This is a genomic window from Leisingera sp. XS_AS12 (assembly GCF_041224635.1).
Classification (GTDB): Bacteria; Pseudomonadota; Alphaproteobacteria; order Rhodobacterales; family Rhodobacteraceae; genus Leisingera.
The window spans coordinates 1-14,253 of the sequence record NZ_JBGFGM010000126.1; the positions used below are offsets into that span (position 1 = coordinate 1).

The 14,253-nt window shown below is 63.8% G+C and carries 12 protein-coding genes and 1 pseudogene; 10 read left to right on the forward strand and 3 right to left on the reverse strand.

The window, feature by feature from the left end:
* From AB9K35_RS20330 to AB9K35_RS20340, 3 genes and pseudogenes are all read right to left on the reverse strand, one after another.
* Positions 1–112, reverse strand: a pseudogene (locus tag AB9K35_RS20330) (EamA/RhaT family transporter); the annotation flags it as partial.
* Positions 113–374: 262 nt separating this feature from the next.
* Positions 375–1,730, reverse strand: coding sequence for an IS1380-like element ISPme1 family transposase (locus AB9K35_RS20335; protein ID WP_012112698.1), 1,356 nt, complete (start codon positions 1,728–1,730; stop codon positions 375–377).
* Positions 1,731–1,889: 159 nt separating this feature from the next.
* The gene (locus AB9K35_RS20340; protein WP_369928958.1) at positions 1,890–2,624 is read right to left on the reverse strand and encodes a FadR/GntR family transcriptional regulator; all 735 of its coding nucleotides are present in this window, start codon (positions 2,622–2,624) and stop codon (positions 1,890–1,892) included.
* A 124-nt stretch (positions 2,625–2,748) separates the two neighbouring features.
* On the opposite strand from AB9K35_RS20340, the gene AB9K35_RS20345 reads away from it, so the two are divergent.
* The 10 genes from AB9K35_RS20345 to AB9K35_RS20390 all read left to right on the forward strand — a co-directional run bounded on the left by AB9K35_RS20345 (position 2,749) and on the right by AB9K35_RS20390 (position 14,235).
* A complete protein-coding gene (locus tag AB9K35_RS20345; protein WP_369928960.1) occupies positions 2,749–3,519 on the forward strand; it encodes a DUF2182 domain-containing protein in 771 nt (256 codons plus the stop codon).
* 18 nt (positions 3,520–3,537) lie between these two features.
* On the forward strand, positions 3,538–4,170 hold the full coding sequence (locus AB9K35_RS20350) for a DUF1326 domain-containing protein (protein ID WP_369928962.1): 633 nt from the start codon (positions 3,538–3,540) through the stop codon (positions 4,168–4,170).
* A gap of 14 nt (positions 4,171–4,184) precedes the next feature.
* On the forward strand, positions 4,185–5,273 hold the full coding sequence (locus tag AB9K35_RS20355; protein ID WP_369928964.1) for a dimethylsulfoniopropionate demethylase: 1,089 nt from the start codon (positions 4,185–4,187) through the stop codon (positions 5,271–5,273).
* Between the two features lie 57 nt (positions 5,274–5,330).
* Entirely contained in the window at positions 5,331–6,320 is a 990-nt protein-coding gene (gene acuI / locus AB9K35_RS20360; protein ID WP_369928966.1) for an acryloyl-CoA reductase, read from the forward strand.
* A 452-nt stretch (positions 6,321–6,772) separates the two neighbouring features.
* Positions 6,773–8,368, forward strand: coding sequence for a BCCT family transporter (locus AB9K35_RS20365; protein WP_369928968.1), 1,596 nt, complete (start codon positions 6,773–6,775; stop codon positions 8,366–8,368).
* 293 nt (positions 8,369–8,661) lie between these two features.
* Positions 8,662–9,885 (forward strand): aminotransferase class V-fold PLP-dependent enzyme, encoded by a 1,224-nt coding sequence (locus tag AB9K35_RS20370; protein WP_369928970.1) that lies wholly within the window; start codon positions 8,662–8,664, stop codon positions 9,883–9,885.
* Positions 9,886–9,909: 24 nt separating this feature from the next.
* Positions 9,910–11,334 carry a deoxyribodipyrimidine photo-lyase gene (locus tag AB9K35_RS20375; protein WP_369928972.1) on the forward strand — a complete coding sequence of 475 codons (1,425 nt, stop codon included), beginning with the start codon at positions 9,910–9,912 and terminating at the stop codon, positions 11,332–11,334.
* A gap of 68 nt (positions 11,335–11,402) precedes the next feature.
* Positions 11,403–12,608 (forward strand): class I SAM-dependent methyltransferase, encoded by a 1,206-nt coding sequence (locus AB9K35_RS20380; RefSeq protein ID WP_369928974.1) that lies wholly within the window; start codon positions 11,403–11,405, stop codon positions 12,606–12,608.
* Positions 12,609–12,639: 31 nt separating this feature from the next.
* Positions 12,640–13,080 carry a TrgA family protein gene (locus AB9K35_RS20385; RefSeq protein WP_369928977.1) on the forward strand — a complete coding sequence of 147 codons (441 nt, stop codon included), beginning with the start codon at positions 12,640–12,642 and terminating at the stop codon, positions 13,078–13,080.
* A gap of 30 nt (positions 13,081–13,110) precedes the next feature.
* A complete protein-coding gene (locus AB9K35_RS20390) occupies positions 13,111–14,235 on the forward strand; it encodes an NUDIX domain-containing protein (protein WP_369928979.1) in 1,125 nt (374 codons plus the stop codon).
* Positions 14,236–14,253: the final 18 nt, after the last annotated feature.

A 14,253-nucleotide genomic window follows, 5' to 3' on the forward strand; every position in this document is an offset into this window, starting at 1 on the left:
TCAGGATCTGCCCCACCGGCAGCGCGGCGGCGGCGGATTTGAGGAACATGTCCTCCAGCGCGAAGGCCCCCATCGCCAGCACCATCAACAGGCTTCCGCGCAGCGTATCCATGCAAGACCTTTCCGCAAAAATCACTTCAAGTGAATGTCTGCCCGACATTCCCCAAGTGGCCTGCCGCTTGACTTCAAGATCGCCTGATTTTGCTCGCTGGGCAAGCGTTTTTCGCCCCGAGCGGTGTCTGTCGTCGCGCAAACGGCCGAAGTCGGGTGGATCAAGCCTCGAACCCGCAGCATTCTGGCCCGGCAGAGCCGCTTTTCCGCGCGGCAGACGGACCTGTCCTGCCGCTTTCGTTCAGCTTGGGCATGGATCGTGGTCATGCGCATGACGGAGGCGTTCGAAGACGGCGGATGGCGGCAAGGACGGCCCGCACCATCGGGCCGGTGACGGCGACCTCGGCCAACTGGAAGGTAATGGCGCGGGCGTGGCGGACGACGCGGGCGCCGATCTTGATCAGCTTGAGTTGCAGGCTGGTCAACGACCAGTCCGCCATGGCCTCGGGCAGTTCGATGCAGCGCAGGAAGGTTGCCAGGTTGTAGGCCAGCGCGTGCAGTTGCAGCCGCACCTCGTTGTGCCGGAACTTCCGGCATGACAGCCGCGTCCAGCGAAAGGCATATTTGCCTTCCTTGATGTGCTGCTCTGCGGTGCCGCGCTGGTTGTAGAACCTCACCACCCAGTCTGGCTCCATCGGCAGGTTGGTGACGATGAAGCCGACTTTGGGGAACAGCTCGCCCGGATGCCATTCGATCTTGGCGATGACGCGGCGCGGCTTGTCCCAGGACGCCGCCTGATACTCGAAGTCCTCGAAGAACCGTTTGACCTTGGTCAGCGAAGGCCGTCCCACGGGCCGTGTCAGCCGATGCGCGATCTTCTCGCGCAAGACGGCGTTGGCGGGCAGACGGATGGCGTAGAAGAACCTGGCTTCTTCCAGCCGCATATAGATCGCGGGGATCGCGTAGGCAGCGTCGGCCCGGAAGAAGCGTCCACCAAGGTCGCGGCCAGCATATCGGGCAATGACGGGATCAAGGACATCCCGCCAGCCATCGGCGCTGTGGACATTGCCGTTACGCAGGGCGCAGCGCTCCAGCATGCCAAACTGGTTGAACAAGAAGATGGGGTGATAGCAGGTGCAGTCGAAATGCCCGTTCCAGGCAGCACCTTCCTGATCGCCGTGGGTGGGGCTGACCGAGCTGTCCATGTCCAGCACGATGTATTTCAACCCGTTGCGGTCATGAAACCGGTCGATCCATTGGCCGTTCAGATCGGCCAGCGCCGCCCGGTTCGCGGCCAGAGCCAGCGTCTCGGTCTCGAACCGTCCCATCTGCGATGCCGAAGCAGCTTGCGCCTCGACGGCCCTGCCGCCAACGACCTGACGCATCACGGGATCGAGGGCCAAGCGGTCGGCATCGTTCACATCCTCGTATCCGGCCAGTCGTCCGAACACCGATTGCCGGAACAATCCGTCAAGCCGATGGAGCGTGTTCTTCCCGGTGCGGCTGTCTCGCAGCGCCTCCGACGCCAGATTGGACAGGCCGAGCACGTCATCAAGCTCGCGCATCACCAGCAGGCCACCGTCTGAACTGATCTGCGCACCACGGAACTCCAGACGCACACGGCGGTCGAAATCAACCCGATCTCCCCGCGCCAAGCCCGCACCCTCCAGGTGATCCATGAAACGCGCCCCTCGCAGCCGTCAACGCCATGATTTATATGCGAAATATCACGATTACGACAGCGAAATCAGCGACTTACTTGGAGAATGTGGGTGCAGAACAATTCATGATCCGGCCGCTATCCGGGGGGGCGGCTGAATGCGAGCCGGGTGTTCGCTTCAAGCGCTGCGGGCGGCACGCGCGGCAAAGACATCCGCGGCGAGCTTGCGGGTTTCGCCCTCAAGATCCTCAAGCCCCGCCACCGCGGCCGCCCCGTCTCCCGCCTCGATCGCATCGGCGATACGCCCATGTAGGGCGGTGATCGTGGCGCGGTCGCGGGCGGTAAAGGTGATCATGTTCATGAGCGGTTGCATGGCTTCCACCGCACCGGCCAGCTGGTAGGAGAGCACCGGGTTTCCGGCGCCATCCACAAGCGCGCGGTGAAACGCAACGTCGGACGCGCAGAACGCCTCATCGGTCAAACCCGGCTGCTGCTGGCGAAAGATCTCCGCCCGCATCGTCGCCAGTTGATCGGCACTGCAGCGAGCGGCCGACAGTGGCGCGCAAGCGCGCTCGAGCGCGTAGCGCGCCTCGCAGGCTGTGTCAAAGCTCACCGCGTTCATGCTCAGCAGCAGGGTCGAGGTGGTGATCTGCTGGGCGTAGGCATCTTCAAAGCTCAGTCGCTTGACAAAAGCGCCGCCCGTGGCACCCCGCTGGGTGCGGATCAGTGACTGCGCCGCCAGGCGTTTCAGGGCCTCGCGCACGGTTGGCCGCGAGACTTGGAAATGCTCGGACAGCTCTGCCTCGGAAGGCAGGCGCTCATCCACGTTCAAGTCGCCCGAAATGATGGCATCCTTTATCGCCTGAGCGATCTGCACCGATAGATCGGCGGAACTGTTTGGGTCGATCCGCATGTGACTGCCCTGACGCTGCGTTACGCCGGGAGAGGCCCGGCCAGAAATCATTTGTCTGACATTTAAAAGTCTGACATTTAAAACTCAAGACGTGAGTCGCAGACCCTCTTACCCGGAGCGCGCCATGAAAGCCATTCTGGCACAACGCATCAGGACCATGGCAGGCTGGCATTGGCTGGCCCTCTTCGGGCTGATCTTGGGGGCATGGATTGCATTGTACGCGATGTCGGTTCCGGCTGATCTGCGGCAGGCGAGTGCGCTTTACGGGCCGGATTTCTGGCGCGATTTCTGCACCCTGACACCGGATGCGGCGGGTTTCGCGAAGATGGCGATGATGTGGGCGCTGATGTCGGCCGCGATGATGGCACCGACGGCCTTGCCGGCCTTTGCCACCTACGAGGATTTGTCCCACACGGCGCCCGATACCGATTTTACCCGGTTGGTCGGCGGCTATCTGGCGGTGTGGGGCGGCTTTTCCGCCCTGGCGGGGCTGTTGCAGCTGCTGCTGTTCCGGGCGGAGTTGATTACCGCCTTCGGCGACAGCAATTCGCGCTACTTGTCGGCAGCGCTGCTGCTGATCGCGGGGGGCTACCAGTTCTCGCCGATGAAGGAAGCTTGCCTCAGCAAGTGCCGACGCCCGCTGGTGTTTTTCATGCAGCATTGGGAAGAAGGCCCGTTGCGCAACGGGGTGCGACTGGGGCTGGTTTGCCTGGGCTGCTGCTGGGCGCTGATGCTGCTGGCTTTTGTCGGTGGGACCATGAACCTTGCCTTCATGGGGCTCGCGACGGTGATCATGATTTTGGAAAAGCTGCCGGAGCTGGGCCGCTACATCACCAAACCGCTGGGTGCGGGGCTGGTGGGGATGGCGCTGGCGCTGGCGGCAGGAATTGTCTGAACATTAGGGAGGAAAGAAATGGCACTCGACGCAGCAGTGGGCACCGTGCCCTGGACCATCAAGGGGGAGCTGATCCTCAACTGCAACTGCACCGTCTTCTGCCCCTGCGTGGTATCGCTGGGCCAGCACCCGCCGACCGAAGGCCACTGCCAGGCCTGGGCAGGCGTGCGCATCGACGAAGGCAGCTACGGAGACGAGGACCTCTCGGGCCTGAACGTCGGCCTGTTCCTCGAGATCCCGGGCAACATGGGCCGCGGCAACTGGAAGGCCGCCGCCTTCATCGACGAGCGCGCCTCGGACGCTGCCTATGACGGGCTGGTCAATATCTTCTCGGGGGCTGCCCGCGGCACCACCGGGCTGTTCTCGCTTCTGGTGAGCGAATTCCTCGGCGCCGAACGCGCCCCCGTGGTGTTCGAAACCGAAGGCAAGGAGCGCCGCCTGATGGTGGGCAAGAAGATCCAGGGATCGGTGGTGCCGGTTGAGGGCAAGGACGGCAAGGACATCGTCGTCACCAACACCGAATACTGGATGGGTCCCGACATCACCGTGGCCAAGGCCACCAAGGGCCGCGTGCGCGCCTTCGGCCGGGTCTGGGATTTCGACGGCCGCTCGGCCGAGATCTGCCAGATCGACTGGCACGGGCCCAAGTAGGCGGAGGGCAGGGCATGGCCAGCATCTTCCCCTCGCGCCGCGTCCGGCGCACGCCCTTCTCCCCCGGCGTCGAGGCGGCGGGCATGAAAGTCTGCACCGTCTACAACCGGATGATCCTGCCGTCGGTCTTTGCCAGCCAGGAGGAGGACTACCGCCACCTGAAGACCCATGTGCAGGTCTGGGACGTCGCCTGCGAGCGCCAGGTCGCGGTGCAGGGGCGGGACGCGCGCAAGCTGCTCGACCTGATCAGCCCGCGCGACCTCGACGGCATGGCGGCGGACCAGTGCTACTACATGCCCGCCATCGACCGCGACGGCGGCATGCTCAACGATCCCGTGCTGGTGAAGCTGGCCGAGGACCACTACTGGATCTCGGTCGCCGACAGCGACTACCTGCATTACGTGCTTGGCATCGCCGATGCGCTGGCGCTGGATGTGCGGGTGTGGGAGCCGGACGTGAGCCCGCTGGCCGTCCAAGGGCCGAAGGCCGATGAGCTAATGGCCCGCGTCTTCGGCGAAGAGGCGCGGAGCATCCGCTTCTTCCGCTACAAGCGTCTGGGGTTCCAGGACACCAGCTTCGTGGTGGCGCGCTCGGGCTACTCCAGGCAGGGCGGCTTCGAGATTTATGTCGAAGGCAGCCACTACGGCATGCCGCTGTGGGACGCGCTGTTTGCGGCGGGCGCGGACCTCGAGGTGCGCGCAGGATGCCCCTCCACCATGGAGCGGGTCGAGGGCGGCTTGCTCAGCTACGGCAATGACATGACGCGCGAGAACACGCCCTTCGAATGCGGGCTGGGCAAATTCGTGAACTCGCCGCGCGACTATATCGGCAAAGCGGGCCTGATGGCCCGGTCCGAGCCGAAGCAGCAGATCCGCCCGGTGGAGATCAGCGGGGAGATCCCGCCGATCACCGCGCCCTGGCCGCTGATGGCGGATGGCAAGCAGGTCGGCCAGGTCACCACCGCCACCTGGTCGCCGGACTTTGCCACCAACGTGTCGATTGCCATGGTCGAACGCTCGCATTGGGATGCGGGCACCGTGCTGGAGGTGGAGACGCCTCTCGGCACCCGCCGGGCCGAGGTGAAGCCCGGCTTCTGGATTTGACGGCGCCCGCAGGCGCCAATCGGAAACAGCGGGAAAGCCCCGCGGAAAGGAGATAGGATGAAAGCTCTGGTCGTACGCAAGGAAGGCGACGAAAAGCCCGTTGCCGCGGTCGAGGACGTCACCGAGGACATGCTGCCTGAGGCTGACGTCACCGTGGCGGTGGACTATTCCACCGTGAACTACAAGGACGGGCTGTGCATCGGCCCCGGCGGCGGTCTGGTGCGCAAGTACCCGCATGTGCCGGGCATCGACTTTGCAGGCACCGTGGAGGCCTCCTCGGATGACCGCTATAAGCCCGGCGACAAGGTGGTGCTCACCGGCTGGCGCGTGGGCGAGGCGCATTGGGGCGGCTACGCCCAGAAGGCGCGGGTGAAGGCCGACTGGCTGGTGCCGCTGCCCGAGGGGCTGGACACACGGCAGGCGATGGCCGTGGGCACCGCGGGCCTGACCGCAATGCTCGCCGTGATGGCTCTGGAAGATCAGGGCATGGAAAAGGACCACGGGCCGGTTCTGGTCACGGGTGCCGCAGGCGGTGTCGGCTCGGTTGCCACCGCGATCCTCGCCAACCTCGGCTACGAGGTCGCCGCCGTCACCGGCCGCCCGGATCAGGCCGACTACCTGAAATCGCTCGGCGCCACCGAGATCGTCGCCCGCGACGAGCTGACCGAGGTGACCCGCAAGCCGCTCGAGAGCGAGCGCTGGGCGGGCTGCGTCGACGCCGTGGGCGGCGCGATGCTGGGCCGGGTGCTGAAGCAGATGAAATACGGCACCTCGGTTGCTGCCATCGGCCTTGCAGGCGGTGCCGCCATCGACGGCGCGCTGGTCACGCCTTTCATTCTGCGCGGGGTGAACCTCTTGGGCATCGACTCGGTGATGCAGCCCTTCGCCAACCGCCAGCGCGCCTGGCAACGCATCGCCAGCGACCTGCCGATGGACAAGCTGGAGGCGATGGTGCAGCCCGCGACGCTCGCAGACCTGCCGGAGCTCGGCAAGGGCATCCTCAAGGGCCAGGTCAAGGGCCGCGTCGTGGTCGACGTGAACGCCTGACGCGACGCGCACCGCATTTGCATAAATCTGACAGGGGGCGGTCTTTGGGGCCGCCCCTCTCTTTTCGCCGCTGCTTCCACGGCGCGCTTCGACACCGCGTCCTGACGCTGTTGCGCAGCAGGCAGAAGCCGGTTCAGCCCGATCCCGGGCTGTCTGTTTTACGATCCTGATCATTGCTGTTAGGTAGCCCGCTCGCAGGAGGCTTTTGCCGCCCTGTCCCAGCCTGCATGCGGCGTGGAGATCGCGCTTTGATTGTATTTTGTCGGCAGCGGACGGGCGCGATGGCCATAGGATTGCGGCATGGATGCGCAGGTTTGCGCACACGCCACAGGGCTGGTCTGTCACAAATCTGTGGCAATGTCGCTTTTTCGCGGATTGGAGTCTCAATTTCGGCTCCGTCGGCGGCGGATCCTGCGGATGACAGAAGGACTGACTAAACGGGGAGACAAGTCATGACGACAGAATCTACTGAGTCCGATGCCGACTATGAGGTCGGGCAGGACAATATCCAGGTACTGGGACTGGATGTACATAACCCGGTGTTTGCCATTTCGGCTGTGACCATCGTCGCATTCGTCTTCTTTTCGCTGGTGTTCAAGGAGCAGGCCTCCGAATTCTTTGGCTGGCTGCGCCCGACGTTGACCAGCAAGTTCGACTGGGTCTTCATGATCTCGACGAACATCTTTGTGCTGTTTTCGCTGTTCCTGGTGGTGTCCCCCTACGGCAAGATTCGCCTCGGCGGCGATGACGCACGGCCGGACTACTCCTATGCCGGGTGGTTCGCGATGCTGTTCGCTGCGGGCATGGGCATCGGTCTGGTGTTTTGGGGCGTTGCAGAGCCGATCTCGCATTTCGGCGCCTCCGTCGGCGGCACCGCCGTCGGCGAGGATGGGCTGCGCACCGACTGGGCACCGCTCGGCGCCGCCGCAGAGAACCCGGAACAGGCGCGCTCTCTGGCGATGGCATCGACCATCTTCCACTGGGGCCTGCACCCCTGGGCGGTCTATGCGATCGTTGCCCTGGCGCTTGCCTTCTTTTCCTTCAACCGCGGTCTGCCGCTGACCATGCGTTCGGTATTCTACCCGCTGTTCGGCGAGGCGACCTGGGGCGTGATGGGGCATATCGTCGATGTGCTGGCGGTGTTCGCCACCATTTTCGGCCTCGCAACCTCGCTCGGCTTGGGTGCGTCGCAGGCGCTGGCCGGTCTGAACTACCTGTTCGGCGTGCCGCTGACCGACGGTATGAAGGTCGCGCTGATCGTAGCAATCACGCTGTTTGCCTTGGTGTCCGTGGTGGCTGGCCTGGAAAAGGGCGTCAAGCGCCTGTCCGAAGCCAACATGATTCTCGCAGCCGTTCTGCTGGTGCTGGTTCTCCTCGTTGGCCCGACTGTGGCGATCCTCTCCGGCTTCTTTACCAATCTGGTGGATTACGTGGTCTACCTGCCGGAACTGTCGAACTGGGTTGGCCGGGAAGACACCAACTTCATGCAGGGCTGGACCACCTTCTACTGGGCATGGTGGATCTCCTGGTCGCCCTTCGTCGGCATGTTCATCGCGCGTATCTCGCGCGGGCGTACGGTGCGGGAGTTCGTCACCTGCGTTCTGCTGATCCCTACAGTTGTCGGCGCCCTGTGGATGAGCGTCTTTGGCGGTGCGGCACTGGATTTGGTCATGGGCGAAACAGGGCAGGCCCTGCAGGATGCGGCGCTTGAGCTGAAGATGTTCAAACTGTTCGAGACCTTCCCGCTGACTGGCATTCTGTCTTTCGTCGGTGTCATCCTGGTGGTGGTGTTCTTCGTGACCTCCTCCGACTCCGGGTCGCTGGTGATCGATACCATCACCGCCGGCGGCAAGACCGATGCGCCGACCGCCCAGCGTGTGTTCTGGTGCATTCTGGAAGGGGCCATCGCCGTTGTGCTCCTGCTGGGGGGCGGCCTCGGCGCGCTTCAGGCCGCCGCCATTGCGACCGGTTTCCCCTTCGCAATCGTGCTGGTGCTGATGTGTGTGTCGGTCTTCATCGGCCTGGCCCGTGAGCGACGCCTCAAGTAAGCAGGCCCATCGTGCGTAACCAGAAAGGCCCCGGCGTTCGTCGGGGCCTTTTTCATGTCGGCTGCTCCCGGCGCCCGGTCGCGGCGACGCATGCCGCGCCATCCCGGTTGACCGCCGGGCGGATGGTCCGCTACGCAGGTTGTGTCCTGGTCTGACGTTTCTGACTTGCAGGACTGCCGACGGTCCCTCAATCCTGATGCGGGAGCGCGGCTCGGCTGGAAGACCTGCCATGCCCGGGGTGTCCCTGACATGTGCAGTCGGCCCCCGACCCGCAGCGATTGAGGAGACATGCGATGAGCGTTTTGGATATTGATTTCGTACGGGCACAGTTCCCCGCTTTTTCTGAGCCATCCCTTCAGGGGCAGGCGTTCTTTGAAAACGCGGGCGGCTCCTATACCTGTCGACAGGTAATCGACCGGCTGACCCGCTTTTACACTCAGCGCAAGGTGCAGCCCTATGCCCCCTACGAAGCCTCGCGTCTGGCAGGGGCCGAGATGGACGAGGCCCGTAGCCGGTTGGCCGCATTGATGGGCGTTGCCACCGAGGAGTTGAGCTTTGGTCCTTCGACCACGCAGAACACCTATGTGCTGGCGCAGGCGTTCCGCCAGTTCCTGAAGCCGGGCGAGGCGATTGTCGTCACCAATCAGGACCACGAGGCGAACAGTGGCCCCTGGCGGCGGCTGGCGGACGCAGGCATCGAGGTCCGCGAATGGCAGATCGATCCGCAGACCGGGAGCCTGGACCCGGCGCAGCTGGAAAACCTGCTGGATGACAAGGTGCGTCTGGTCTGTTTTCCGCATTGCTCCAACGTCGTGGGAGAGATCAACCCGGTTGCCGAAATCACCGCCATCGCCCATGCCGCCGGTGCCTTTGTCTGTGTCGACGGGGTGTCATATGCGCCGCACGGTCTGCCGAACGTGGATGACCTGGGGGCCGATGTTTACCTGTTCTCCGCCTACAAGACCTATGGGCCGCACCAGGGGGTGATGGTGATCCGCCGGGTGCTGGGGGAGCTGCTGCCGAACCAGGCGCATCACTTCAATGGCGACACGCTGTACAAACGCTTCACGCCCGCGGGCCCGGACCACGCCCAGGTCGCAGCCTGTGCAGGGATCGCGGATTACTTCGAGGCGCTGGCGGCCCATCACGGTCATCAGGGCGATGCCGCCGGAACCGGGGCTTTTGTCCACGACCTGATGCGCGCTCACGAGGTGGACTTGCTGCAGCCTTTGCTGGACAGGCTGGTTGCGCGGAATGATCTACGGCTTCTGGGGCCATCGGATGCCTCCCGGCGCGCGCCCACTGTGGCGCTGGCGCTGGGACGTCCGGCTGAACCGGTGGCAGCGCATCTCGCTGAGTTCGGTATCATGGCGGGCGGCGGTGATTTTTACGCCCAACGGCCACTGGAGGCTATGGGTGTTGATCCAGCGCAGGGCGTGCTGCGTATCAGTTTCACCCATTACACCTCAAGTGCCGAGGTCGAGAAGCTGACCGAGGCGCTGGACCGCGTGCTCTAACGCACCAAGACCAAAGGATAGACCATGAGCAGCTGCCCTCCCGTGATCTGGTGGATCAGGCGCGACCTTCGCCTGCATGACAACCCGGCGTTGAAGGCGGCGCTCGAACACGGCGGGCCGGTGCTGCCCGTCTATATCCTGGATCCGCAGGAAGAGGCGCTGGGCGCTGCGCCTAAGTTCCGTCTGGGGCGGGGGCTGGAGCATTTTCAGCAGGTGCTGGAAGAGCTCGGCTCGCGTCTCATCCTGCGGCGTGGCGCCGCCGCGGCGGTGCTGGAGAAACTGTGCGAGGAGACCGGCGCGAAGATGGTCGTCTGGTCGCGTCTCTATGATCCAGAGGCCATTGCGCGCGACAGCGAGGCGAAACAGCTGCTGAAGGCGCAGGGGATCGACGCAAAATCCTTTGGCGGTCGACTGCTGTTTGAACCATGGACGGTCGAGACCAAGGCCGGCGGCATGTTCAAGGTCTACACGCCGTTCTGGAAATCGGTTCGCAGCCGCGACGTTGCGGATCTTCTCCCCGCTCCGAGCAGCCTGCCCGCACCAAAGGCATGGCCCAGGAGCGAGGCGCTGGCGGATTGGGCGCTCGATGCGGGTATGTCGCGCGGGGGCGACGTAGTCGCCCGTTTCTGTCACGTGGGTGAGACGGCCGCGCTGAACCGGCTATCGGACTTCCTCGAGCAGCGGGTGGATGCCTACAAGGAGCGCCGCGACTTTCCGGCGGAGGACGCCACCTCTGGCCTGTCCGAGAACCTGGCCTGGGGCGAGATCAGCGCGCATCGCACGTGGCATCAGGCGCGCGCGGCCATGCAGCGCGGCGGGCAGGGCGCCGAGACCTTCCTCAAGGAACTGGTCTGGCGCGAGTTCGCCTACCATCTGCTCTATCATTCACCGCATATCCTGACCCGTAGCTGGCGCGACGAATGGGGCCAATTTCCCTGGCGCAAGGAGGACAGGAACAATTGGGCCGCATGGCAACGCGGCCAGACCGGCTATGATTTCGTGGATGCCGCCATGCGCGAACTCTACGTGACCGGCAGGATGCACAATCGTGCGCGGATGATCGTCGCCAGCTTTCTGACCAAACACCTGATGATCCACTGGAAATGTGGAATGGATTGGTTCGCGCAAACGCTGGTAGACTGGGATCCGGCCAGCAATGCGATGGGCTGGCAATGGGTGGCGGGGTGCGGTCCCGATGCTTCGCCGTTCTTCCGCATATTCAACCCCGATGGCCAGCTGCAGAAATTCGACGCGAAGGGCGTTTATACTAGCCGCTGGATCGCCGAAGGACAGAGCGCGCCGCCCGAGGAGGCTCTTGCCTTTTTCGACGCCGTGCCGCGCAGCTGGAACCTGACGCCCGACATGGCGCGCGCGACCCCCGTCATCAGCCTGCAGCACGGACGTGAACGGGCGCTGGCAGCCTATCAGAACATGCGCAACGCGGGCTAACGCACAGTTTTCTTGCCACAAAGCGTTCCGCGCCCTAGCATTTTGTAAGGATGCCGAGGAGGTGCGGAATGATCTTCACACAGACCGAAGGCCACAGCGATCTGCCGCGCTACTTTGCACCGGTCTTTGCGCAGGTGCAGCGGATGGAGGTCGGACAGCTGGACATCCACTTGCCCGATGGTCGCATCTTTCGGACCGTGGGGGCGAACCCCGGCCCGGCCGCGGATCTGCGCATTCACAACCCGGATTGCTTCACCCGGCTGATCCGCGAAGGTGATCTGGGCTTCTCGGATGCCTACCTCGACGGATGGTGGAGCACGTCGGACCTGCAGGCATTCATGGATCTGGTGCATATGGGCGCCGACACGGTTTATGACGGGTTCCAGGGCCGCGCCCTGTTGCGTGCCTATGAACGGTTGCGCTTCTGGCTGCACCGCAATCACCGTCGCCAAGCGCGCAAGAACATCTCGCATCACTATGACCTCGGGAATGACTTCTACCGACTGTGGCTGGATGACACGATGACCTATTCCAGCGCGCTGTTCACCAGCGGCCAGCAAAGTCTGGAAGCGGCGCAGATCGCCAAATACGCCTCGCTCGTCGATCAGATGGGCGTAAAGCCCGGCGATCACGTGCTTGAAATCGGCTGCGGCTGGGGCGGGTTCGCGGAATATGCGGCCCGCGAACGCGGCCTGCGGGTAACCGGCCTGACAATCAGCAAGGAACAGCTGAGCTTTGCACGTCAACGCATTGATGATGCCGGGCTTTCTGATCAGGTCGAACTGCGGATGCAGGATTACCGCGACTGCCGGGGCCAGTTTGACGGCGTCGCCTCAATCGAGATGTTTGAGGCCGTTGGGCAGAAATACTGGCCGACCTATTTTGCCGCGGTGCGTGACCGGCTGAAACCGGGCGGACGGGCCACCTTGCAGATCATCACCGTCGCCGACCGCCGCTGGGAGGTATATCGCCGCGGCGTGGACTTCATCCAGAAATACATCTTTCCCGGTGGCATGCTGCCTTCGCCTTCAGCGCTGCGCGAGCAGGTGGAACAGGCCGGGTTGGGGGTGGTGCGCACGATCGAGTTTGGCGACAGTTACGACCAGACATTGCGGCGCTGGCATGAGACCTTCAATGCACGCTGGGACCAGATTGCGGCCTTGGGGTTTGACGAGCGGTTCCACAAAATGTGGAACTTTTACCTGACCTCTTGCGCGGCAGCCTTTAAAACGGGAAATTGCGACGTAACGCAGATTACCCTGGCCCATCGCTGAACCGGGCAGGCCTGACAACGGAACCGCGCCCATGCCTACAGCCGCCCGCCTGATCGCCGCCATATCCTTGGGCGCGGTGGCTTTCGTGGTGTCCTACCTGGTGATGCCGCTGCTGCCGGAGGGCACGGATTTCGGCTATTTCGTACATGTGAATGTCGCCCTGGGGCTGCTGTCCGGCTGGATCTTCATGGGGCGGCGCGCCGGACGCGGGGTGGTGCCTGCCATCAACAACGGTCTCACCGGAATGGCGGTGATGGTGCTTTGGGCGCTGTTCGCGCAGGGCACATGGGAGATGTTTCGTCTGGCCATGCGCCATCGCTACGATGGCCCGTTCGAAGCGCTTTCGGCAATTTTTGTTATTGCGCTGGAGTACTTCTTTGTTATCGCTGTGCCCAGCGTCATGCTGACCTTGATCACGGGCGGCATCCTGGCGGGCCTGGTGACCGAAAACGCCTTTCGACGCTGGCGCTGATTTAAACAACTTATCAATAGGTTCTGACACGTGGCTGATCTGTTTTTCTATGGCACGCTGCGCCATCTCCCGCTGCTCGAACTGGTGCTGGGTCGCAAAGGCGAAGATTTGGATGCCGTGCCCGCGCAGCTGCCCGGCTACGGCGTTTTCTGGGTCAAGGATCAACCTTTCCCCGCGATCGAGGCGCGGGCCGGATGCAGCGCGGATGGCCTGCTTGCGCGGGGGCTGTCTGATGCGGATCTGGCCGCCTTGAACTTCTATGAAGGCGGGTTCGACTATGCGTTGGAGCGTGTCACCGTGCAGCTTGCCGATGGCAGCGAGGCTGTCGCGCAGGTCTATTTCCCCGAGCCGGGGTTGTGGCAGACCGGCAATCCCTGGGACCTGGAGGAATGGGTGCGGCAATGGGGGGCGCTTTCCCTGCGCGCGGCCGAGGAAGTCATGGCCTATCAGGGCCGGATGACCGCGCAGGAAGTGGCCCGCGTCTTTCCCTCGATCCGCCGTCGCGCGGCGGCCTGGTTGGCGGGACAGGCCCGCCCGGCCGATCCGGCGCATGATCCGGCGCGCGACGTCGTGGTGCATGATCACAAACGCGCCTACATGAACTTCTTTGCGATGGAGGAAATGGACCTGCAGTTCCGTCGCTATGACGGCAGCCTCAGCCCGGTCATCAACCGCGGCGCCGCAATGGTCGGCCATGCCTCCGTGGTTCTGCCCTATGACCCCCAGCGGGACCAGGTGCTGCTGGTCGAACAGTTCAGGGCACCGCCCTTCATCATGGGCGACACGTCCCCGTGGATGTGGGAGCCGGTGGCCGGGGTCATCGATCCGGGCGAAACTGCAGAGCAGGCGGCCATTCGCGAAGCGCAGGAAGAGGCAGGCGTTGCCATCCGGCAGCTCGAAGCGGTGACGCGGGCCTATCCTTCCAGCGGCGCGCTGGCCGAATTCATCCATGTGTTTGTCGGCCTGTGTGATCTGTCCGACCTCAACGGAGGTGGCGGCATGGCGGGGGAGGGAGAAGACATCCGCAGTGAGATCATCAGCTACGACACGCTGATGCAAAGGGTCGACGAGCAGGCCTACAAGGACTTGCCGCTGATGATCTGCGCATTGTGGCTGTCACGCCACCGGGAACGTCTGCGCGCCATGCATCTGTGACAGCTTCGCTGCTTGTGG